Annotated in this window: 20 protein-coding genes; 10 read left to right on the top strand and 10 right to left on the bottom strand. The window is 40.1% G+C overall.

The window, feature by feature from the left end; translation table 11 throughout:
- The first annotated feature begins 82 nt into the window (after positions 1 to 82).
- A complete protein-coding gene (gene lysA / locus AAG807_RS17155) occupies positions 83 to 1,315 on the top strand; it encodes a diaminopimelate decarboxylase (RefSeq protein ID WP_341906584.1) in 1,233 nt (410 codons plus the stop codon).
- 85 nt (positions 1,316 to 1,400) lie between these two features.
- Here the strand turns inward: lysA and AAG807_RS17150 are convergent, their stop codons facing one another.
- On the bottom strand, positions 1,401 to 2,039 hold the full coding sequence (locus tag AAG807_RS17150) for a class I SAM-dependent methyltransferase (RefSeq protein WP_341906582.1): 639 nt from the start codon (positions 2,037 to 2,039) through the stop codon (positions 1,401 to 1,403).
- Here AAG807_RS17150 and AAG807_RS17145 point away from each other — a divergent pair.
- From AAG807_RS17145 to AAG807_RS17135, 3 genes are all read left to right on the top strand, one after another.
- Positions 2,032 to 2,547 (top strand): alpha/beta hydrolase, encoded by a 516-nt coding sequence (locus tag AAG807_RS17145; protein ID WP_341906580.1) that lies wholly within the window; start codon positions 2,032 to 2,034, stop codon positions 2,545 to 2,547. The two genes, AAG807_RS17150 and AAG807_RS17145, sit on opposite strands and share 8 nt — an antisense overlap.
- A 157-nt stretch (positions 2,548 to 2,704) precedes the next feature.
- Positions 2,705 to 2,983, top strand: a complete 279-nt coding sequence (locus tag AAG807_RS17140) for a hypothetical protein (RefSeq protein ID WP_341906578.1) — start codon at positions 2,705 to 2,707, stop codon at positions 2,981 to 2,983.
- Positions 2,980 to 5,808: a PKD domain-containing protein gene (locus AAG807_RS17135; RefSeq protein ID WP_341906576.1), complete on the top strand. Its 2,829-nt coding sequence runs from the start codon at positions 2,980 to 2,982 to the stop codon at positions 5,806 to 5,808. The genes AAG807_RS17140 and AAG807_RS17135 overlap by 4 nt, the downstream gene beginning before the upstream one ends.
- A gap of 69 nt (positions 5,809 to 5,877) precedes the next feature.
- Here the strand turns inward: AAG807_RS17135 and AAG807_RS17130 are convergent, their stop codons facing one another.
- The 6 genes from AAG807_RS17130 to crtD form a co-directional block, all read right to left on the bottom strand.
- A complete protein-coding gene (locus AAG807_RS17130; protein ID WP_341906574.1) occupies positions 5,878 to 8,994 on the bottom strand; it encodes a CusA/CzcA family heavy metal efflux RND transporter in 3,117 nt (1,038 codons plus the stop codon).
- Positions 8,995 to 9,004: 10 nt separating this feature from the next.
- Entirely contained in the window at positions 9,005 to 10,096 is a 1,092-nt protein-coding gene (locus AAG807_RS17125) for an efflux RND transporter periplasmic adaptor subunit (RefSeq protein WP_341906572.1), read from the bottom strand.
- A 1-nt stretch (position 10,097) separates the two neighbouring features.
- Positions 10,098 to 11,348 carry a TolC family protein gene (locus AAG807_RS17120; protein ID WP_341906571.1) on the bottom strand — a complete coding sequence of 417 codons (1,251 nt, stop codon included), beginning with the start codon at positions 11,346 to 11,348 and terminating at the stop codon, positions 10,098 to 10,100.
- 72 nt (positions 11,349 to 11,420) lie between these two features.
- Positions 11,421 to 12,773 (bottom strand): ATP-binding protein, encoded by a 1,353-nt coding sequence (locus AAG807_RS17115; protein ID WP_341906569.1) that lies wholly within the window; start codon positions 12,771 to 12,773, stop codon positions 11,421 to 11,423.
- On the bottom strand, positions 12,770 to 13,462 hold the full coding sequence (locus AAG807_RS17110; protein WP_341906567.1) for a response regulator transcription factor: 693 nt from the start codon (positions 13,460 to 13,462) through the stop codon (positions 12,770 to 12,772). Before AAG807_RS17110 ends, AAG807_RS17115 begins: the two co-directional genes overlap by 4 nt.
- 64 nt (positions 13,463 to 13,526) lie before the next feature.
- On the bottom strand, positions 13,527 to 14,987 hold the full coding sequence (crtD, locus tag AAG807_RS17105; protein ID WP_341906565.1) for a 1-hydroxycarotenoid 3,4-desaturase CrtD: 1,461 nt from the start codon (positions 14,985 to 14,987) through the stop codon (positions 13,527 to 13,529).
- Positions 14,988 to 15,145: 158 nt separating this feature from the next.
- Between crtD and AAG807_RS17100 the strand changes: the two genes are divergently transcribed.
- From AAG807_RS17100 to AAG807_RS17090, 3 genes are all read left to right on the top strand, one after another.
- Complete coding sequence (locus AAG807_RS17100) at positions 15,146 to 15,439, top strand: metalloregulator ArsR/SmtB family transcription factor (protein ID WP_341906564.1); 294 nt, start codon at positions 15,146 to 15,148, stop codon at positions 15,437 to 15,439.
- A 12-nt stretch (positions 15,440 to 15,451) separates the two neighbouring features.
- Entirely contained in the window at positions 15,452 to 16,558 is a 1,107-nt protein-coding gene (locus AAG807_RS17095) for an NADH:flavin oxidoreductase (protein WP_341906562.1), read from the top strand.
- Between the two features lie 196 nt (positions 16,559 to 16,754).
- Entirely contained in the window at positions 16,755 to 17,714 is a 960-nt protein-coding gene (locus AAG807_RS17090) for an NAD(P)-dependent alcohol dehydrogenase (protein WP_341906560.1), read from the top strand.
- Positions 17,715 to 17,720: 6 nt separating this feature from the next.
- Here AAG807_RS17090 and AAG807_RS17085 read toward each other — a convergent pair whose 3' ends face one another.
- Together AAG807_RS17085 and AAG807_RS17080 are read right to left on the bottom strand one after the other, a co-directional pair.
- Entirely contained in the window at positions 17,721 to 18,293 is a 573-nt protein-coding gene (locus tag AAG807_RS17085) for a Crp/Fnr family transcriptional regulator (protein ID WP_341906559.1), read from the bottom strand.
- 62 nt (positions 18,294 to 18,355) lie between these two features.
- Positions 18,356 to 18,775, bottom strand: coding sequence for a hypothetical protein (locus AAG807_RS17080; protein ID WP_341906557.1), 420 nt, complete (start codon positions 18,773 to 18,775; stop codon positions 18,356 to 18,358).
- A gap of 351 nt (positions 18,776 to 19,126) precedes the next feature.
- Between AAG807_RS17080 and AAG807_RS17075 the strand changes: the two genes are divergently transcribed.
- The 3 genes from AAG807_RS17075 to AAG807_RS17065 all read left to right on the top strand — a co-directional run bounded on the left by AAG807_RS17075 (position 19,127) and on the right by AAG807_RS17065 (position 21,242).
- Complete coding sequence (locus AAG807_RS17075; protein ID WP_341906555.1) at positions 19,127 to 19,519, top strand: hypothetical protein; 393 nt, start codon at positions 19,127 to 19,129, stop codon at positions 19,517 to 19,519.
- A 228-nt stretch (positions 19,520 to 19,747) separates the two neighbouring features.
- Complete coding sequence (locus tag AAG807_RS17070) at positions 19,748 to 20,092, top strand: PadR family transcriptional regulator (protein WP_341906553.1); 345 nt, start codon at positions 19,748 to 19,750, stop codon at positions 20,090 to 20,092.
- On the top strand, positions 20,085 to 21,242 hold the full coding sequence (locus tag AAG807_RS17065) for a hypothetical protein (RefSeq protein ID WP_341906551.1): 1,158 nt from the start codon (positions 20,085 to 20,087) through the stop codon (positions 21,240 to 21,242). Before AAG807_RS17070 ends, AAG807_RS17065 begins: the two co-directional genes overlap by 8 nt.
- A 171-nt stretch (positions 21,243 to 21,413) precedes the next feature.
- Here AAG807_RS17065 and AAG807_RS17060 read toward each other — a convergent pair whose 3' ends face one another.
- Positions 21,414 to 23,378 carry a tetratricopeptide repeat protein gene (locus AAG807_RS17060; RefSeq protein WP_341906549.1) on the bottom strand — a complete coding sequence of 655 codons (1,965 nt, stop codon included), beginning with the start codon at positions 23,376 to 23,378 and terminating at the stop codon, positions 21,414 to 21,416.
- Between the last annotated feature and the right edge of the window lie 298 nt (positions 23,379 to 23,676).

Here is a 23,676-nt window from a genome sequence, read left to right as displayed (position 1 = left end):
TTTCAAACAAAATGTGTTAAAACAAAAATTTTGTGAAATTAATTTTTGTTTATAGTTTTGCACCCTGAAAAGTAACAATAAAATGAACTCAACACTCTTAGAATCTGTAGCAAAAGAATACGGAACTCCCCTTTATGTGTACGACGAAGCAAAAATCATTTCACAGTACAAACGTTTGAAAAACGCCTTTGGGTCCCAAGAGGTGAAATTGCACTATGCTATGAAGGCATTGAGCAATATTAATGTTTTGAAGACACTTAAACGCGAAGGGGCAGGTTTGGATGCAGTTTCAATTGAGGAAGTGATTTTGGGTTTGAGAGCAGGATTTGATGCAGGTGAAATCATGTATACACCAAACGGAGTGGCGTTTTCTGAAATTGAGGAAGCGGTAGCCTTGGGAGTTATGATCAATATTGATAATCTGAGTGTTTTGGAACATTTTGGAATGGTTTACGGATCAAGTGTTCCGGTATGTATTCGCATAAATCCACATATTTTGGCAGGTGGTCATGCAAATATTTCGGTGGGACACATCGATTCCAAATTCGGAATTTCCATTCATCAATTGCGACATATTCAGCGGATTGTGGATCACTATAAATTGCACATCGTTGGTTTGCACATGCATACTGGCAGCGATATTGTGGATGCAGATGTGTTCTTGCAAGGCGCAGATCTGTTGTATCAGGCAGCAAGCTACTTCCCTGAATTGGAATTCATGGATTTTGGTTCCGGTTTTAAAGTAGCTTATAAGGAAGGGGACTTTGTAACGCCGATTGAAGAAATAGGGATGAAGATCGGAGAATCCTTCCAAAATTTCTGCAAGGAATACGGTCGTGAAATTGAACTGTGGTTTGAACCGGGTAAGTTTTTGGTAAGTGAAAGCGGCGTCTTATTGGTTTCTGTGAACGTAGTTAAACAAACCACTTCAACTGTCTTTCTGGGGGTTAACAGTGGACAAAATCATCTGATACGCCCCATGTTTTACAATGCATATCATCGAATTGAAAACATTTCGAATGTGGAAGGGCAGAAAAAGCTTTACTCGGTCGTTGGCTACATTTGTGAAACGGACACTTTTGGTTATGACCGCCCGATTTCAGAGGCGAAAGTGGGAAACATATTGGCAATTCACAATGCAGGAGCATATGGTTTTAGTATGAGCAATCAATACAACTCCCGTTTAAGACCGGCGGAGGTTTATCTGAGAGATGGGGTTCCACATCTGATCCGACAAAGGGAAAAGCTGGAAGATGTGATCCGGAATGAAATTGATTTGTCAGAAAGTAACTCCTACGCTGTACAAATAGTTTAATGAATAACGAAGTTATTCATTGGATTGCTGTTCAGGAGTCGGTTTGCGATTTCTGGCTCTTTGAACAGTATTCTAAAAGACGAACCTAGTTGATTTTTCGTGCAATCAACATCAGATCGGTATCGCTTTCAGGAAGATCGGTGGAAAACAGTTGCCTTTTCTCAAAAACGACTTGAAATTGATTCATTTCCAGGATTTCAATTAAATCAGCGGCTTCGTAATAATGCATCAATAATTGTTCTCCGGTACTGGATGATCTCAAACGGGAGTTCTCATATCGGTCCTCCATGGTACTGATGTATAGTATTCCACCCGTATGAAGCTTTTTATAAGCCTTTCCGATGAATTCCCTAACTTGTGTCATCATGAAATAGGGAAAAAGAAAACCCACTATGATTGCATCGAAGGTCTCTGACAGTTGATTAATTTGTTGGGCATCATGAACCATAAACCTTGCTGTAGGATTATTTTTTTTCGCCCATTCAATCATGTTTGGAGCCAAATCAATTCCAAGAATTGTTAATTCAGGTCGTTCATTCAATAAAAATTTGGAAATATTTCCGGGACCACAAGCAACATCCAGGACACGACTGTTTTTGTCGAGCAATGATAGGAGTGCATGAAAACTTTCAGAGTATGCATCCACAGATAAAAATCGTTCCTGATAGGAATCTGCCTTTTTGTTGAATAAATCGACTGCCTTTTGATTATTGGTTGTGTTCACAATTTTTTCGGGTAAATTAGATAAATTTTTTGCTTTATATGGTGCGCACGATCGGATTTGTCATCCCTCTGTATTTATTGATTCGTTGAGTCCGACTCAGACTTTTACATGGATTAAACCCAGTTCTGCCTTATTAAGCAATATCACTTACAGTATTTCTCCGAATAAGGAAAAGTTGGATCAGGTATTATCCGGTTTATCTGTGAGAAGTATCAAAATAAGTAAGACCTATTTTGATCAATATTATTTAGGCACGGAAAAGGAAGGTATTTCCAGATGCGTTTTCGACATGACGCCTTATTCCCGAAAATCTGTGGAGACTTTAAACATGCCGGTTTTGGTATTAATAGGGGATAAGGACATTATCAATAATCAGCGATGTTTGGAAAAGGCGAAGAAGTGGATTCCAAATGTCCAAACCGGAACTATTGAAAGTGCCGGACACTTTTTAAGTTTTGATCAGCCAGCCACTGTGAATAGGATTATCCTGAATTTTTTAAGCAACTAGTTTGATCTTGAAACACGGTCTATTGAGAAGATAACTAATTGTTAAATAAAAAACAATTAGTTATTATTCGGTTAAACCTTGGTTTGGATATGAAATAAGGCAACTACTTTGTTGTAATTTCGTTCTTAAGATAGAATTTGTAAAATAATTCAACACTATGAGATTACTACTACTAGCAGCAATAGCTTCGGTTATTGGTGCATCTACTACGTATGCACATACTACTGATGTGTGTTCCCAGTCTGTTTATCAGGCTACTTCTGATTCATTGTCATCAGATTCATTGCAAATCTATTATCGTTCAATTGATCAACTTTCTGTTTTTGATTTGAAAAAATGGCATGAATTCTATACTTACAGAAGTAGAACTCAGTCATCTTACAAGGATAAACAAATTTTGTTCTATATCGAGGAACGTTTAAAGGTTGTCAAATGAAAAAGTTGATCTACCTTTTTGTTTTTGTTCTGATCAGTGTATCAGGGATTGGACAGCCTCCATGTGGAGCAAATCCGGCTGCGGGAAATACGTGTGCTACGGCAACACCGATTTGTGATTTAAATGGATATTGCGGAAATACATCCGCAAGTTATACACCGGATGCCTGGGGATCTGCAGGTTCATTATTAGGTTGTGGATTTTTAGGATTAAGTTCTTGTCCTGCAACTGGTCTTCTTGGAGCCTTTTGTGGATCGGTAGAAAATGATTCTTATTTATCATTTGTGGCATCTTCCACTTCGATTTCATTTAATGTTTGGGTTTATAATTCCCAGAATAATGAAGGGATTCAAATCATGATTTTTTCTGCGACTAACTGTTCTGGTCCTGTTACTTCATATTATTGTCAGGCATTAGGACCAACTGCTTCATCCCAAAACGTTTCGGCAACAGGTTTGACTCCTGGTAACACCTACTATATCATGATTGACGGTTTTAATGGTGATGTTTGTGATTATACCTTTGCTGCAAATAGTGGTGTAGCAATTCCAGTAGATGTAAATCCTTCTACCTCAATAATTTGCGCCGGGCAATCTGTCACGCTTACAGCTACTGGTGGAAATGGAACATATACTTGGAATGCTTCTCCAAACTTAAGTGCGACTGTTGGTGCAACTGTTACTGCAACTCCACCATCAACTCCGGGAACATATACATATACAGTGAATTCATCCGGAGGTAATGCATTATGTCCGTCCTCTACAACTGCAACAGCAACTATCACTGTGAATTCCTGTGGAGGATGTACCGTGACGGCTGGAAATAGCGGAGATGTTTGTCAAGGTGTAGCAACGTTCAATTTGACAGCAACGAATGTAGTCGGAGCTACCTGGAATTGGGTCGGACCAAGCGGTTATACTTCAAACGTTCAAAATCCTACGGGAGTTCCTGTTCCTGCTGCAGCAGGTTCGTATACTTATACGGTAACTGCAACTGTGGCAGGGGTTCCATGTACTTCAACCACGACTATTGTGGTTAATCCAACTCCTACAATCAATGCTCCATTGGCGACATTGTGTATCGGAGGAACAACCAATTTGACAGGGACGGGAACTGCTCATGCATCCACTCCCTGGGTTTCTTCAAATACGGCAGTGGCTACTGTTTCAAGCACTGGTGTTGTAACGGCGGTTTCAGCTGGAACAACGACGATTACCTACATGAATTCGGGAGGATGTATAACGACACAAGTGATTACTGTAGTTGCTTTACCAACTGCAACTATTGCGGGAAGTGCAACAATCTGCAGTGGTTTAAGTACACCAATCAGTTTTACAGGAACTCCAAATGCAACGGTAACATACCAGGTTGGTGGAGTGAATCAAACCATTGTTTTGGATGCTGCCGGAAATGCATCCGTATCAGTTTCTCCAACTTCCACAACAACTTATTCGTTGGTTAGTGTTCAAATCAATCCTCCGGGTGGATGTAGTTCGGCATTGGTTGGGTCAGTAACGGTAACAATTTCATCACCTCCAACTGCAAATCCGGTTGCTTCAATCGCCGTTTGTTCTAATACGACGGTTTCTGTTCCTGCATTTGCTTCAACGCCTGCAGGAGCAACATTTACCTGGATGAATACCAATGGAACCACCGGTTTGGCTACAAGCGGATCGGGTAATATTACTTCCTTTACAGGCTTGAATTCGGGTTCAGGTTCTAATAGCGCTACCATTACCATTACACCAACTTTAAGCGGGTGTGTCGGGTCAACAACCAGTTTTACCATTACGGTTGATTCTCCTCCAATAGCAAATGCAGGAAACGATGCGACTATTTGTGCCAATTCATCGGGAACGAATCAGATCGGTCAAACCCCGGTTGCAGGAGTAACTTATTCCTGGTCACCAATAACCGGGTTAAGCAATGCAAATAGTGCAAATCCAACTTTTGATCCAACCGTTGCAGGTGTAACGAATTATACGCTCACAGCAAGTGTCGGATCTTGTTCCACAACGGATAATGTGACTGTGACAATCTACGCTTTGCCAGTGATTACATTTAACAGTGATATTTCTTCAGGATGTAATCCTCAAGAGATCACGTTCAATAACACGACACCGAATTCATCGAATTGTACCTGGAATTTTGAGGGGTTAGGACCACAAAATACTTGTGGAACGGTTATTCAAAATTATACGAGTGACGGGGTCTTTGATGTGAGTTTGACCGTAACGGATTTAAATGGTTGCGTAAATACCTTGGTGAATACCGATATGATTACGATATTCCCGCAACCAGTTGCAAGTTTTGATGCGACTCCAACGGAACTTTCATCCTACAATCCATTTGTTTCGACAGACAATAACTCTTCGAACGCAACGAATTACTCTTGGGATTTTGGAGATGGATTTACTTCCAATGGGTTCAATCCAAGTCATACTTATCCGGATAAGGCAGGGAATTATACGATTGTCTTATATGCAACGAATGGAATTTGTATTGATTCGGCGGAAGCAACTATAGAGGTAAAGGAGGATTTGACCTGGTATGTTCCCAATGCCTTCACTCCGGATGGAGATGAGGTGAACAATGTGTTCTTACCGATTTTCAATGATGCATTCGATAAACAATCTTATACGATGCTTATTTTTGACCGCTGGGGAGAAGTTTTATTCGAAACTCATGATACAACTGTTGGTTGGGATGGAACATACAACGGGGAACTTTGTAAAGAAGGAGCTTACACCTGGAAGATCGTCATCAAGCAAAAAATGAAGGATTACCGCATTGACCTCAATGGTCATGTCACTATTTTGAGATAAACTAAAAATCCCCGATTCGCTTTTGCAGATCGGGGACTTCTTGTGAGACATCAAACACTACAAAGAGCCTCACTTAATTCTTGGAATTTGTTTCTTTTTCTCTCTTAAATGCAAAGCTTTGTGATAGATAATCGGGAAGACGAGTAACGTGAAAATCGTTGCGGTAACCAATCCTCCGATAATGACAATTGCCAGCGGTTTTTGACTCTCCGAACCGATTCCGGTGCTGATAGCTGCCGGAAGTAATCCGATTGCGGCCATCATCGCTGTCATCACAACAGGTCTGGTTCGAACCTTAACTGCGTTCACAATAGCCTGATTGAGGTCATCCATGGATTTTGCCTGTTTATGGAACTCTGAAATCAGGATCACACCGTTTTGCACACAAATCCCGAATAACGCGATGAATCCGACTCCTGCTGAAATCCCGAAGTTCATTCCGGTAATATGCAATGCAAGGATTCCTCCGATCAGTGCGAAAGGCACGTTTATCAAAACATAAGCAGCATCACGCGCGTTGTTGAACATGATGAATAAGAGAATGAAGATCATGATCAAGCTGATGGGAACCACTTGTGATAATCGGTGACTTGCGCGCACCTGATTTTCAAATTCTCCATTCCAACTCATCCGGTAACCGTCCGGAAGTTTTACATGACTTTTTACTTTGTGCTGCGCTTCCGCTATCGTACTTCCAAGATCCCGTTCCCTAACGGAGAATTTCACACCGATGAACCGTTTGGTGTTGTCACGGTAGATGAATGCTGGACCGGTTACTTCTTTCACCGTTGCCACTTCTTTCAATGGAATCCGGTTTCCATTGATTGTAGGGATCATCAACATCAAAATGTCTTCTTCGTTCTTTCTGAAATCCTTGTCGTAACGAATACGGATGTCAAATTTCTTTTCACCTTCGTATTTCTGAGTGGCTGTTTTTCCTCCGATCGCCATTTCAATTACAGCTTGTGTTTCGGCTTTTGTTACGCCATAAATGGCCATTTTCTCTTCGTCCAGAACCACACTCATTTCCGGTTGACCGATGTTCCGCAAGATCCCGACATCCTTAATTCCGGGCACGTCTTTAATCTGGTTGAGAACCTGGTTGGCATATTCATCCAGTTTGTCCAGATCATCTCCATAAATCTTAATGGCGTTGGAAGCATTCATTCCGGCAACTGCTTCTGCCACATTATCAATAATCGGTTGCGAATAATTGTAGTTGATACCCTGATATTTTTTCAACTTCTTATCCATTTGTTCCACCAGTTCATCCAAAGTGATTTTCCGCTTCCATTCGTCTTTAGGTTTCAGGTTCACTTGCATTTGAACATAATAGAAACCACTTGGATCTGTTCCGTCATTACTTCTTCCTGTTTGGGAAAGTACACCATTTACTTCCGGGAATTGGGTCAATTCTCCGCGTAAAGTATGAACCATTTCAACGGTTTTAGGCAAAGAGTAGCTCATAGGCATTTTAGCTTCCACCCAAAGTGCACCTTCATTTAGTTGTGGAAGGAATTCGGTACCCAACCAACGAGTGGAAAAGATGGTTAATCCAAAGACAATGAATGAGATGAGCAATGCTAATTTCTTCCGCCCAAAAGTCCAATTAAATCCCTTAGCGACCGTATTGCTGACAAAACGCGTGAAAAAATTGTGCTTTTCAACAACATTCTTGCGCAATAGAATGGAACTCAATAAAGGAACCAATGTCAATGTAAAAATGAGTGCGCCCAATAATGCAAATCCAAGTGTCCATGCCAAAGGAGAGAACATTTTGCCTTCCACTTTTTCAAAAGAGAAGATAGGAAGCAGGGCAGAGATGATGATCAATTTTGAAAAGAAGATCGCCTTTCCCATTTGAACTCCCGTTGAACGTATCAAGCCCAACTTGGCTAGCTTGTTAAACCGTTCCATTCCAACTTGTTTCGCTTTGTGATCGAGAGCAACAAAGATGCCCTCGACCATGACGACGGCTCCATCTATGATGATTCCAAAGTCAATGGCTCCAAGTGACAATAGATTGGCGCTCATTCCTTTCAAATAAAGCATAAAGAAAGCAAAGAGCAGGGCAAGTGGAATTACAATAGCTACAATGACCGTTGTACGCCAATCGGCCATGAAAATGAACACGATAACTGTGACCAGAACAATCCCTTCCACCAAATTGTGCATCACCGTATCGGTACAATATTTCATGAGGTTATCCCGATCGTAGAATGTTTCCATTTTCACATCGGAAGGAAGGGTGGTGGAATTCAGTTCATCAATCTTTTCCTTTACGCGGGACAGGACTTCGCTGGGATTTTCACCTTTTCGCATGACGACAATTCCCTCGACTACATCGTCTTTGGTGTCCAATCCAACTTGTCCGACCCTTGGAGCGCTTGATTCCTGAACGGTCGCTACATTTTTCACGAGTAATGGATTCCCGTTGAAGATATCGACTATCGTATTTTCAATATCCGTTTTTCCATCCAATAAACCAATTCCCCTGACGACGTAAGCTTGTCCGTTTTTCTCGATTACATCTCCACCGACATTCAGGTTGGATTTACTCACTGCATCATATAATTCGAGAGGAGTGAGGTTGTATTGCTGCAGTTTTACCGGGTCAACAGAAATCTCATAGATCTTTTCCTGTCCTCCGAAAGCCACTACATCCGCAACCCCTGCGACACTTCTCAATTCACGGTCAATGGTCCAGTTTTGGATGGTAAGCAATTCCCTGGAATCGCGGTCTTTACTTTTCAAGACATAGCGGAAGATTTCTCCGGTTGGACCATAAGGTGGCTGTACATCGGCGTCCACACCATCCGGAAGCTGGATGTTTTTCAGCTGATTGTTGACCTGTTGTCTTGCAAAGAAGTCGTCCACATCGTCTTCAAAAATAACTTTGATAACAGACAGACCAAACATGGTGATACTGCGGACATTTGTTTTTCGCTGTACACTGTTCATGGAGATCTCAATCGGAGTGGTGACAAAGCGTTCCACTTCTTCGGCACTTCGACCGTTCCATTCGGTAACAATGATGATTTGCGTATTGGTGACGTCCGGGAAAGCTTCGATCGGAATACGGATATAGCTTATAACTCCAGCGATTACTATTAATCCAACCCAGAAAAACGTGAAGAATTTGTTCTTCAGGGAGAATGAAAGAATACCTTTTATGAAATTGTTCATGTTCCCTTTTTTAATCGTTTAAAGCGTCGTAAATCAGTAAACCATTCTGCGAAATGATCTTTTCTCCGGATTTCAACCCGTGATTGATGTATGAAATGTCTCCCAATTGCCGGTAAACCTCCACTTCACGGGTTTCGATATCGTGCCGGTTTTTGAAAACCATCACCCAATATTTATTCTTGTCAAAAATGATCGAAGAAGAAGGAATGGTGATCATTTGCTGATTTTCAGAATAATGCACATCCACCGTGCAATTCATCTCGGGTTTTAACTTGAAATCGGCATTTGGAAGGGAGATCCGGATTTTCATGGATTTCGTCTTTTCGTCGATCACGTTGTAAATCTTCTGGATTTTTGCGTTGTAGGGATGATCGGGAAAAGCCAGGGTTTGCACTGTGACATCGTATCCTTCCCTGATTTTACTGATATCAATCTCATTCACATTCGCCACTGCCCAGATTTCTTTTGTTTCTGCGATGGTAAACAAGGCTTCGGAATCAGTGGAACGCAGCTGCTCGTTTTGAAACAGGGTTTTGGTAATCACGAAACCACTCATCGGAGCTACAATGTTGTAAATTGAACCGGATTTCAAATTGTAAATCTTATAGATCTCATTGATTCTTCTGAGTTCCGCTCTTGCCATTTCCAATTCTTTTGAAGCCATTGCAACATCCTTTTCGGAATTCAATTTCCCGGAGAACAGGTCTTTGGCAACCTGCAAGTTTTTTTCAGCTGTCGAAACATCGTTGATCGCATTCAAACGTTCTTTTTGGAAACCTGCAATCTCCACACTCTGGATACTTGCCAGAATCTGACCTTGTTTCACATAGTCGCCCAATCCCACGTTGATGGAGGTCACCACACCGCTCAGAATAGGATAGATTTGAGCCATTCTGTTGTTGTCTGCTTCAATTTTCCCGAAGAGACGGATGCTGTTTTTTACGTCCTGATTACCGGTAGTATAGAACTCACACTTTTTCAACATGGTATCACTCATGGTGAAGGTTTCCACCGTGTTTTCGGATTCCTTAGTGCTGCATGAGTCAAGGATTAAAAAACCAAGAGCAATGGATGCTCCAATAATATATCGGGTTATTTTCATCTTAATAAATATCTTTTCCGGTTAATAGATTGATTTGCTCTGCTGAGATGACCAATTGTGTTTTAATGCGAAGTAATTCTGCCAATACATCATTGTACGATTCAAAAAAATCAATGAATTCAATAATGGAAACATTCCTTTTTTGGAAATTCATGGTCATCCCTTCCACCGTTTTTTCAAAATCATCATTGTACAGTTCAGTTGATTTTTTGTATTCGGAGACGGTTTGCACGTAATAGGCGTAATTGTTATTGATTCGGCTGATGATCTCATTTTCCTTTGCAAACAGGTTGTATTCCGCTTCCTGCAAACGGTATTGGGAGGTTTTGATATTTCCCTGGTTCCGATTCCAGAAAGGCAGTGGAATCGCAATTCCGGCATTGATCTGATTGTTGAATGCTCCTCCACGTTGGTCATAGGAGGCAAACAAGTTGATATCGGGAACCGCAGCGCGTTTTTGATAGTTCAGATATTGCTCTGCAAGTACCTTGTTCTGTCTGATTACAAGCAATTCGGGAAGATTTTCCATTGCGGTGGTTTGGATATCACCAACTGAAGAAGGGATGAGGTAATGACTCAGATCGCTTTCCGTGGAATCGGGTAAAATAATGGAATTTGTCTGTAAGAGGATCTGCAGGTCAGTTTGTGTTTGGATGTAAGATCGAAACAATTCTGCGCGATCATTATTCAACTGAATATAGGCACCGCGCAAACGCACCACTTCCTTCAGGGCGATGTTTCCTTTGTTCGCCTGGGTCTCATAAGATTTCAGAAGTGTATCCAGCAAATTCAGTTGATTGGCATACTTTCTCAAAAGAAAATCCTGTTGACCAATGGTGTATAAGTCGCTGTGCAATCGAAATTTGAGCTCACGGACCAATTGTTGGAACTCCAACTCGGCAATTCCGACATTTGTTTTTGCCAGTTCAATTTCCGCATGTCGTTTTCCGCCTAGTATAATGAGCTGTTCCAGCTGGAATGCTTTTTGCCCTGATTTCCCTGCGTGAAACACCTGATTATTGGATGGATCATACGCATTGAAATCTGCTGTGAAAATGGGATTGGGATAAATCTTCGCCTGAATTATTTGTGCTCTTTGTGCTTCAATATCCATGGAAGCTGCCAAGAGGTAATAATTTTTAGCTAGAAATACACTGTCTGCTCTTCTGATGCTGAGTCGCAACGTATCTTGTGCGTGAATTCCAACTGAGGTCAGAAGAATCAGGAATAGTGACACTACTAATTGTTGCATGTACTTGATTTTATAAAGTACAAATTAACTTTTCAGGAGCTTAAAAACAGCTTAAAACGGGTAAAATTTAGCTTAAGGAAGGATGATTCGGAAGCGGTTGATGTTCTTGGATTTTGCTTCATAAGTTATTGAACCTCCATGCATTGTAATGATTTTATTCACGAATACCAGACCCAGGCCAAATCCTTTTTTTCCTTTGCTATTTCCCCCACGGAAGAAATGTTTGAAGAGGTAATTGACTTCTTGCTTGGTCAGGATTTTTCCTTTGTTCTCAAAATAGATTTCCAATTGTCCTTGGCTCTCTATGTGAATGGATGCATGGCTATCGGAACTGTAATTGATTGCATTTTCCATCAGATTGGAAAGAGCGGCCCTCATGAGTCTTGAATTACCGGTTATTTCCAATTGACTTTCATCAATAGGTTCCAGGTAATCCACTGAGAACACAAAATCGGGGTACACATTTTTCAGGTTGTCAGAAACATCGAAAATAAGCTCGTCTATTCTGAATCGCTCATTGAAATGATCATTGGTAGTTTCAATTTTTGCAATTTCAAGCAGTGAATTGATGATCTCACTTAAACTACGGGTATCTTCCTTTTGATTCTTGATCTGGGTTTTCAATGCTTCGGGATCCGTTTCTTTTTCCATTCGCTCGAAGTTGGAGACAAGAATTGCAATTGGTGTTTTCAGTTCATGTGAAATATGGTGGATTGCGTGTTTTTGGAAGGCGAAAGCTTCATTCATCCGGGTCATTAATTCATTGAAAACATTTGCCAGGACAGCAATTTCATCCCGCGTATCCCTGAATGCGATCGGTTGGAAATTGGAACTGAAATCGTAGCTGCTGATTTGGGCGGTGATGTTTTCCAACGGATTGGTGATTTTACGCGAAATATAAAAGGATACAAGAACGATTACGATAGTGATACTGATAAATGTGATAACCAAAATATATTTCAAATACCGCAATTTGGAGTACCCGAAATCGTCATAGGCCTTGCTTACTCCGTAATAGATTTTTCCTTTCCGGTGAATGTAGGTCCCGACAACGTCATATAAACCGTCTTTGGTTTCGATCCATTTGTTTTTTGGATTCAGGTGGATCAGGATGTCTTTGGAAACGGGAACAGGAATATCTACAATATTGGAGTAGATGAGTTCCTTGTCCTTGTTGAAGAGAAGCAGTTTTTCGTTATATAATTCATTGATAGTAATCTGATCCAGGGTTTCAATGATATCCGCATCCGATTCCTTGATGTCAGAAAGGAATTCGAGTGTGGTGGAAATTTTTTCCTTTTGTCTCATTTGGAAACTTTCTTCCCTATTTTCTGAAGACAAAATGTAGATAACCAGGAAGGCAATAGCAGTGATCGCCGGAATGATCAGTGAGAAGTAGAATAATATCTTGTTCCTGATTTTCATTCCGCATCAAAATAATAGCCGTAGCCGATTTTTGTCTTGATACTTTGCTTCCCGAAGGGTTTATCGACCTTACCTCTCAAGAAGTTGATATAAACCTCGATGGTATTGGTGTTTGCATCGACGATGTTTCCCCAGATCTCTTTTACCAGGTCTTGTTTGGAGACCAATTCTCCTTTGGAAGAAACCAATTTAAGAAGGATCTGGAACTCTCTTGGTGTCAGTGAAATTTCCTGTCCTTTCCGGGTGACTTTCTTGGTGGTCTGATTAATGACCACATCGTCTGCGAGAAGAACCGCATTTTCAGAGGAATCTTTTGAATTACCAGTCTCACTCCGTTTTATCAGGGATTGGATGCGCAATAACAATTCACGCATGTAGAAAGGTTTCGTGAGATAGTCATCCGCACCACAATCATATCCTTGAACCTTATCTTCCAATTCATCAAAAGCAGTGAGCATGATAACAGGTGTCTGAGTATTATACGAACGAAAGCTTTTGCAAATTTCGTAGCCGTTTTTTCCAGGTAAATTAATATCCAGGATAACGCAGTCGAACTTTTTTTTCTTCAGTAGTTTTTCCGCAATGGTTCCATCGTAAACAAATTCAACCTGGAGTTGTTCTTCCATCAATGCATCGCTGATATTGCGACTCAAAATGGCATCGTCTTCGATTAGTAAAATGGTTTTCACAAAAAATTCGACTTAAGGAAATGATTCATTCGTTCTGTCGAAAATACACAATTATTGGCTAGGACTAATCAATTAGGTCCGTAGTAATCTTCGCGGAAAGCAAGCATAGAGGAATTCCTCCTCCGGGATGAACACTTCCTCCGGCGAAATAAAGGCCTTTTACTTTAGAGAAGTTGGGATGACGGAAAAATGCAGCCATCCGGTCGTTTGAGCTTGCTCCATAAAGTGCTCCGGCGAAACTATTTGTGCGTTCCGAGATACGAATCGGGTCTAAATAATCTTCTACTTCAATCAACGATTCAATATCGGTTTTCAGAATCCGGTTGACTTTTTCAATAACTGCCTGTCGAACACGTAAACGCAATTTTTCCCAATCCTGACCTTGGTCGCTGGGAACATTCACCATTACAAACCAATTTTCGGTGCCTTTAGGCGCATCGTCGGAAACGATTTTGGATGAAATATGGATATAAACCGTTGGATCGGCACTAACTGTATTTTCATTGAAAATGGCTTTAAACTCTTCTTCGTAATCAGCGCTGAATAGAATATTGTGAACATCCAATTCGGGAAACGGTTGGTTAATTCCCCAATAAAAAATGAGTGCAGAACTGCTTGGTTCCTGCTCCATTGTCTTTTTTGGAGCTTTTTGTTTTGGGATTAATTGATTGTAAGTTTGTTTCACATCGCAATTGCTGATAATCAATTCGGCCGGATAAACTCCTTTTTCAGTTTCAATTCCGATTACTTTTCCATTCTTTAGTTGAATGTCTCGGACTCGTTCATTGAACTGAAATTTCACACCCAATTCTTCTGCTAATTTCATACATGCTTTTAGAATGTGGTGCATTCCTTCCTGCGGAAAAAAGGAACCGATTCCGAATTCAAGATGTGGGATGCTGTTTAGTACTCCGGGAGCTTTGTAAGGATTCGAACCATTGTAGGTGGCGAATCGATCGAAAAGCTGAACCAGTTTCGGATGATTCAACTGCGTTTGATTGACTTCATGCATGCTTTCAAACAGATTCAGCTTTCGCATGGAAGTAACCGTTTTCAGAATATCCAAAGAAATATAAGAACTGAATTTATGCAAGGACTTTTCAAGAAAGGAATGCCTTGTGCGCTCAAAGATATATTCACTGTGTTCCAGATATGATTTCAAAGGTTTGGAATCTACTTGAAGTTTTTTCTCGACTTCGTTCAATAATTGTTTTTGATCTGCGTAAGCGTGTAAAACAGTCCCATCTTCATAGAAATAATGGCAAAGCATTTCGAGTTGTTGATAATTGAAGTAATCCCTCGGATTTTTTCCTGCAATTTCAAATAACTCATCGACCAACGTTGGAAGCGTAAAGAGGGAAGGACCCGCATCAAAACGGTAATTCCCGAGTTGAATGGTTGTCAGTTTGCCTCCCGGATAGTCATTTGTTTCAAAAACAGAAACAGCGTATCCCTTTTTAGTTAGACGGATTGCACTCGCAATTCCCGCAATTCCGGATCCGATAATGATTGCTTTTTGAGCCATGAATTAAAATTAGTTATTTCAAGCTAAAGAATAGGGTTTAGAAAATCATTTTGGTCATTTCCTTACCGGGCTTTAAGTTTCGTCTTAAAGAAGAATGATTAACAAATTTTAAGTTGGATAAATTTATATATCGGGATATTCCGATATACCTTTGTACCATGAATCAAGTAGAAATATTCAAAGCTTTATCAAACCAAGCCAGACTGCAGATACTGGAATGGTTAAAAAAACCCGAAGTCAATTTTCCCGGGCAAGCAGAATATGGAGATGGAGTTTGTGTTCAACTAATTCACCAAAAGTGTGGATTTACGCAGTCTACCGTATCGGAGCATTTATCGATGTTGCAACGTGCAGGTTTAGTGCAGTCAACAAGAAAAGGTCAGTGGACCTATTACAAGCGGAATGAAGAGACTTTTTCGCTTTTATCAAACTTTATTCAATCAGAACTTTAAATTAAAATTTTCATGAAAAATACAAGTCTATTCAGACCTTTTAATCTGAAATCATTAAATATGAAGAACCGCATAGTCATGGCTCCAATGACTCGTTCTTTCTCACCAAATGGTGTTCCTACAACTGAGGTAGCAACTTATTATCAAAAAAGAGCTGAAGGTGGAGTTGGGTTGATTTTATCTGAAGGAACAGTCATTGATAGACCATCATCGTCGAACGATGGAAATATTCCTCATTTTTATGGAACAGATGCGCTGAACGGTTGGAAAAATGTGATTGATAGCGTGCATGCTTCTGGAGGTCAAATGGCTCCACAAATTTGGCACATGGGGGTGATGAATAATCATGCTTCCGGTTGGTTGCCTCCAGTTCCTTTTGAAGGTCCGTCTGGGTTGAATCATCCTGGATTTAATAATGGAAGAACAATGACTGATTCAGACATTGCTGATACCATTGCAGCGTTTGGTAAAGCTGCTGCTGATGCAAAACGCTTAGGATTTGATACGGTGGAAATTCATGGTGCGCATGGGTATTTGATTGACCAGTTTTTCTGGGAAGGAACGAATCAACGTACGGATATTTACGGAGGAAAAACGCTTTCTGAACGTACGCGATTTGCGGTTGAAGTGATCAAAGAGGTTCGCAAACAAGTTGGCGAAGACTTTGCAATTATTTTTCGGATGTCACAGTTCAAACCAACAGCTTATGATTATAAGCTAGCAAAAACACCTCAGGAAATGGAAGCTTGGTTGAATCCTTTAAGCGATGCAGGTGTCGATATTTTTCATTGTTCTCAACGTCGTTTTTGGGAACCTGAGTTTGAAGGATCTGATTTAAACTTTGCTGGCTGGGCAAAAAAACTAAGTGGAAAAGCAACAATCACAGTTGGTTCAGTGGGGCTGTCAGGCGACTTCTTTGGTTCGTTTGCCGGGGAAAGTTCGGAACCAAGATCTTTGGATGAATTAATTCGTCGTTTGGATAGAGGTGACTTTGATTTGGTTGCTGTTGGACGTCCAATCTTGGCAGATCCATTTTGGGTACAAAAAATCAAGGAAGGTCACCAAGATGATTTGAGAATGTTTACTAAGGAAGCACTTGGTAAATTGGTCATAGAATAACCTGAATAATTCCGTTTTATGTCAAAAAGAGACTAATCCTTGAATTGGTTTCTTTTTGACTTTTTTGAAATGTCGAATAATCAGATTATGAATTTTGACGACTCGTATTTTAGTATTCAAATGTTTTCTTAACCCAAGTCAATGAATTCCGAAAGCTGTTGGAATACTTTTGTGTTCAAATCAATTGTAATAGAACATGAAAGCAGTTTACTGTACAGCCTACGGAAGTCCGGAGGTACTGAAAATGGTGGATCTTCCCAAACCGACACCTCAAGCAAATGAATTACTGATACGGATTCACGCAACAGCAGTGAATTCAGGCGATGTTCGCATTCGAAAAGCGGACCCTTGGGCGGTACGGTTGTTTTTCGGATTTTCCAAACCGAAGAAACCCATTCTGGGAGGTGTTTTTTCCGGAGAAGTAGTAGAAATCGGAACTGCTGTTACCCGGTTTAAAGTTGGAGATGCTGTTTTTGGGTCGACCGGAATGAGTTTTGGAGCTTATGCCGAATTTAAAGCAATTAAAGAAACGGCTGCGTTGAGTTTAAAACCTGAATCGGTAAGTCATACGGAAGCAGCAATCATTCCTTTTGGAGCAATGACAGCTTTACATTTCATCCGAAAAGCAGGGATTCAACCCGGACAGAAAGTATTGATTTACGGAGCTTCCGGAGCGGTGGGTTCCGCAGCGGTACAATTGGCAAAAAGCTTCGGAGCGGAAGTGACGGCCGTTTGCAGTGCTTCAAATGCAGATTTGATGAAGCAGATCGGTGCAGATAGCGTGATCGATTACCAAAAGGAAAAGCTATCTGTAAACAACACTCGTTACGATGTAATTTATGAAGCGGTAAATAAGCTGAGTTTCTCTCAAAGCATCAAACATTTGAAAAAAGACGGAGTCTTGATTCTCGGAGCTGCCGGATTGCCTCAAATGCTGCGTGGAGGATTCGCACGAATGACCGGACGGAAAGTATTGACAGGAGTGATCAAGGAATCAGCAGAGGGAATGAATTTGATCAAGGATCTGATAGACGAAGGGAAATATCAACCTGTTTTGGATCGGACATATACCCTGAATCAAATCGCCTCTGCACATGCCTATGTGGACTTGGGTCATAAAAAGGGGAATGTGGGAATTCAGGTTACAGCTGATTGAGAAAATTCAAAGCCAAAGGCGCCTTCTGATTCTGCTGAGTGATTCCGGTTTTACTCCTACATAACTTGCTATGATGTATTGTGGAATTCGTTGCAATAACTCTGGTCGTGTACGCCACAAATTCAAATACCTTTCTTCTGGTGTATCGGTAAAATAGGATGCTGATAGTTCCTGTTGTTCGGCAAACACTTTTTCCATCACCTTGCGGGAAATCGTTTCCAATTTGGGGAATTGACGGTAAAGTAATTCTTCTTTTTCGCGGTTTCCTACAACCAGAAGACTGTCTTCGCAACATTCCAGGAAGTGCTTTGAAGGAGTACTATTTGCCATACTTTGCATGGAAATGACCCACTGTTCTTCCGTGAAAAAGTTGTTTGTTTTTTCTTGACCGTCTATCAGGAAATACTGACGCACACAACCCTCCAAAACGAAATATGCTTCAGATGAAATTTTGCCTTCACTTAATAGAATGGTTCCCTTTGAATATTTTTTGATTGTCATTGTTGCAACAATTCCATCAATTTCCTCTTGAGTAAGAGGAAGTATCCTTGAAAAATAGGAGAGAAGCTTTTGTTCCATTGTCTTTACAGGCTTAAGAGCTGAGTAAAATTACGGATTACTTATCTGAATATCGCTTTTTCTCATTTCAGGCGCATCCCGACTCCAATCCCGATATTCCACCTACCGTTTGCTGTTGCTGTTTTGGCGTTATAGTAAAGAGGGACTTGCACTGCAATTTTTTTATAGCAATAGGTCAGTCCACAACCCAGGTTAGGAGTAATCGGGGAGTTTTTGAAGATCCCATGATCTTCTTTGTAGCGAAGAGAAGGAAGCATCCCCAGAAGGATTTTTGAGTTTTTAATAGTGAGGCTGACACTTGGTCCTGTAAAATTCACGAAAGCACCATTATCAACATATCCTGCAACGATTACGCCATCAAACGGATTGAATTTGATGACTGGTTTTACAGGTTCGGATTTGATTTCCTGGGCGATTGAATCAGATTGAAACAAGAGGAATGTTAAGCAGAATAGAACGATAGAAGTAAACGAGTGTTTCATCTTTTTGCAGCAAATTGACTGCTTTTCGAAAAGATTCGAAAGGGTGGATTTGATGAATGTACCAAAATGGTGGAAATTTGGATTGAAGGCTGGAAATTGTGCTTCTGATGGGGACGAATCAATTCAATTTGGACTTCGAAAAAATATTACCTTGGTAAAATGGGCTAATCTTACACTGGATAGATGTATCCTCACAATGCCTGAATCGATTCCATCTTGTTGCTCAAATTGGTTTGCTCTGTTGTTTGATAAAATGTAAGTTTGTAAAGGATGAATCATTCTCCGATTAACAATTATCGGTTGTTGTGTTAAATTAATTACATTTGAACTGGATCATTACTTTGTAACAAAATGATACTAAAAGAACTAAAAGGCGAATACTGTAATATCACGCTCAGATCTGATGATGTGTTGGAAATAACAACGTTTAAAGACGTAGAGTACGATGATTCTCAAACAGCAATTGTGATAAGAGATATTTTGTCAATAACTGAAGGAAAGCAATATTATTTACTCATTCTTTCCGGGCAATATTCCAATATCACTGCAGAAAGTATGCAAACTTTAGCCGGTCCTCTCGCCATGTCTTATGCAATCGCAAAAGCTTATGTTATTAATTCTCCCGCACAACGCATCATGGCGAATTTTTTTCTTTCAAATCTGAAGCCTGATAAACCTGTTAAATTTTTCCTTTCACAGGAGAAAGCTGAGGAATGGATAAGCAGCCTTAAATCAGCAGTCTAAAATCTGTTTTTTGAAAGAACTTTTAAAACCGTATTTCACTTTTTGACTTTTCAAGTCAGTGAAAAAGATGATTTGCATAATCGATCTAATTCAGTTTCTCAAGAAAAAATCAAAATAACACATTATTAAAATACTTAAAATCAATGTATTAACTTTTTAAGTTAATTTTATACCTAACTTTCTTATGTAAAAATTTGCATACATAATATTCTTATGTATATTTGTCCTATGTATTCATCAGAACTTTTAAAAGGTACACTCAAAACAATCGTTCTCAATCTGCTTAAGGACAACGGCAGAATGTACGGTTATGAAATTACCCAACGCGTCAAAGATCTCACCGGTGAGAAAATCCAAATTACCGAAGGAGCACTTTATCCAACCCTGCATGCGCTTGAGTCACAAGGCGAATTGCAAACGGAAGCGGTGTTTATCGGGAAACGGGTACGCAAGTACTATACACTCACTGAAAAAGGGCAGTCGACAGCCAAAGAGAAGGTAAACGAGTTGGTGGATTTCATGAATACCATGAAGTTCCTGTTGGATTTAGAGCCAAGAACTGGAAATGGTTAGAGTTTCGGACGAGCAAGTTGATTTTATTCTTCGTGAAATTGAAGCGCATGGGGTTACTATTGAAGATCTGCAATATAACCTACTGGATCACATGTGCTGTATTATTGAGAATGAAATGTCTGAAACAGACAACTTTGACCAGTTCTTTCAAGGGCTCTTGCCTCGATTTTTTAACGACAACTTGCGTGAAATTCAGGAGGAAACAGAATTGTTATTAACCTTCAAACATTTTTACGCCATGAAAAAAATAGTAAATATATCAGGACTATTAGCAGCCGCATTCACGTTTATAGGCTCTATTTTTAAAATCTTACATTACCCTGGAGCCGGAGTCTGCATAGTGCTAGGAATAACTCTGTTCAGCTTAATTTTCTTGCCCTTGATGATTGCAATAAAATTCAAGGATAAAACTTCTAAAACCGATAAAATTGTACTTAGTTTTGGTTTCCTCATAGGGATCTTCACCTCACTCGGATTTTTATTTAAAATCATGCACTGGCCATACGCAAACATATTGATGTTAGGCGGATTGGTTTCTTTCACCTTTGTTTATGTTCCGCTCTACTTCTTTACACGATTCAGAGAACCGGAGTTGAAATTCAATACAACTGTTAACTCCGTTTTGATGATGGCTTGCGGCGGATTATTGTTCGCAATGTATAATTTGGGGTATTCCACCAAGGTAGAAGAGTCTTCGCAACAAGCGTATCGCTTGCTGAATGAAGAAGTTCAAAAGATGGATCAATCAAAGGTTACATCAGTAAACCAAGCAGATGTTAGAGCATTGCAGAAACAAGTGGTTAAGTTGAATCAGGAAATCATCAGTTTGAAATCGATGATCATTCGAAGCTCAACACAATTAACGGAAAAGGAATACGATGTAATGCCGGAAGATGAAGCCTTCAGCCGCTTGCCCAAGGAAGAAGCAATGTCACGTGTTATCGATGCAACTATTCAAGAGAAATGGGATTTGATTTGTAAGTTGACCGAACAAATAAACGGAAGATTAAAAGCGGCTTATCCTGAACAAAAAGATTTGGTGTTTGAGATTAGTTCGATTGACCTAGCCTCCAATACAACCAAAATTGCATTGCAGAATTTAACCTTGATTCAAATGCATTTGCGCTTACTGAAATTAATTGCCACCTAAATCATCATTTTTTGAGTAAGTTAAAGCAAGAGGGGAATTTTAATTAATTCCTCTCTTTTTTATTTCAGGACGTGACAAATTAAACAAAAAAGGAGACCCAAGATGAGCCTCCATTTAACCAGTAGTAACTTGGTTTTAATACTTTTCAGCTTGAGTAAGCCATCAGAATTCCTATTTTAATAAAGGACCGTATTGAGTTACTTTAGCCTTGTTTCCAGCTTGTTCATAGGATATGACCATTAATCGAAGCGCATTCACATTCGAAGAATCTTTGGTGTAAATAGTTTCAAATACCTGCCCGGCTTCTCCGAAGTTAGCTGCAGCACCATAGGAGTTCCCTAAGTTGGAAGCCATTTCGACATCATCAGGGAATTTTTGAAGCCCTTTTTGGAAAACGGGAATGGCTTCTTTGTAGCGCTTCAAATTGAATAGGGAAATACCGTAGTGTTTGTAATTGGTAGGAGTGGCATCTTTCCAAAGCACACCTTTTTTGAGCGCTTTAGCCGATCGGTCAAAATCGTTTATCATGAAATAACCATCTCCCAAATTTGCATATAGCGAAGTATCCTTTGGGTTTAGATCGATCGCTTTTTGGGTATAGAAAATGGATTGTTCAAATTGATTCAATCGAAAGCAGGTAACTCCGAGATCAATATAAGAGCCTACGTCCAATGAATCAATGGAAATGGCCTTTTTGAAACTGGATGCAGCAACTAGTAATTGTTGTCGTGCCGCTATGGAATCGAGTTCATCGGTATTCATTTTCAGAACACCGTTATTGAAGTGAACACGCGCACTGTTCGGACTGTTTTGAACATCTGCAGCGAAAAGAGTCGCGTTGGATTCCCAAACCTGGTTTCGCTGGATAGTCTGGACACTGAACCCAATTCCGATTAATCCCGAAATCAAGATTGCTCCTGATTGCCATTTTTCAGTTTGTTGAGCCTTGAATAAAGTGAATAGACCTATAACGAATGCCATAATGATTCCTAAGGAAGGAGCGTAAACTAAGCGATTGGCATAGGTGGTTCCGATCAAAGAGAAAATATTCGTTACCAAGGCTATGGTAATAAAGAAAAACAGGATTCCAAATGCAATTTCGGGTTTTGATTTGCGTGTTTTGATGACAATCATTGCGGATAGGATCAAAGCTGCCAATGTACCAATTACAGGAAGAGAAGTAAAACTCAAACAAGGAATCTGATTGTAGGAATAATCGTAGCTTAGATTGTAAGGAGCTACGGATTCGAGGATATAACGACCAAGAATACTGATTCCGGTAGCGTATCGTGACCCGTTTTCACATGCAATCAGTGAATTATCATGGTAGCCATATTGAATGGGTGGAGTAGGGTCGGAATGAATGACCAATTGGTGCAGAATCAACCAGGCTCCTGTGATGATGAGCAATGGAACTAGTCTTTTAAAGGCTGAACCGATTGATTCGCTTTTTACCATCCAAAAGTAAAGTCCTAAAATCGGTAGATACATGATTCCGGCTTCCTTGGATAAGAGACAAGCTAGGAATAAAAGAACTGTTTTGACCGTATCGATTGTTTTTCCTTTTCTCGCTTTCAGTATACTTTGAAAAGTGAGTAGGAAGAACAGGAAACAGAGAATTTCATCCCGACTTTTGATATTTGCTACCACTTCTGTATGACTTGGATGAACCATGAAAACAAGTGTGATTGCGAACGAAACCCAAACGGAATAATTAGGTAGTAATTTTATCAGGAGTTTAAAGAGTAATCCAATGGTAAGGGCATATAAAAGTACATTGACGAAATGGTGTATTGCAGGGGTGTTAGGTGAAATTGCCCATTCGATTGCAAACATGACCATGGATAAAGGGCGGTATAATCCGGCATTGGCATCCCAAAAACCTTTCCAGTAAAAAGTAGAAAACAGATCCGGGATTCCCCCGAAACCTTCTTGAACAAACCGATTGTTTTCAATCACGGCTAAATCATCCAGTACGAATCCATGTTGGATAGTAGATCCGAATAGTACGAATGCAGCAATGGACAACATCCAAAAAATTCTGCGTTGGATTAATTGTGAATTGTCGACCAGTACGACTGGTGCAGTTGCTTTTTGCGAAGACTGCTTAGTGGAAGAAGCGTTTTTTTTTGGCATAACGTTGCTAAATTAGGGTTATTTGTCTTTTGTTCTTATTCGTTACACAAAAAACAGGGAAAACCCGGAATTAGAAAGGGGTAAAATAAAAACGGCGGTTCAAATGAGACCGCCGTTTTCTATTTTTTGATGGCAAATTATTGTTTCACCAATCTTTCGGTATGATTACCTGAAGTAGTCATAATGTTCACCAAGTAAACTCCTCTTTCGAATGCCTCAAGTGAAAGCATCTCTCCGGATTGAACCTGATTCATTGTCATGACAACTTTTCCTTGTGCATCGTAGATGATAATGGAAG

This window comes from Fluviicola taffensis DSM 16823 (assembly GCF_943372375.1).
In the GTDB taxonomy this organism is placed as follows: domain Bacteria; phylum Bacteroidota; class Bacteroidia; order Flavobacteriales_D; family Crocinitomicaceae; genus Fluviicola; species Fluviicola taffensis_A.
This window is presented reverse-complemented; position numbering and strand designations above follow the sequence as displayed.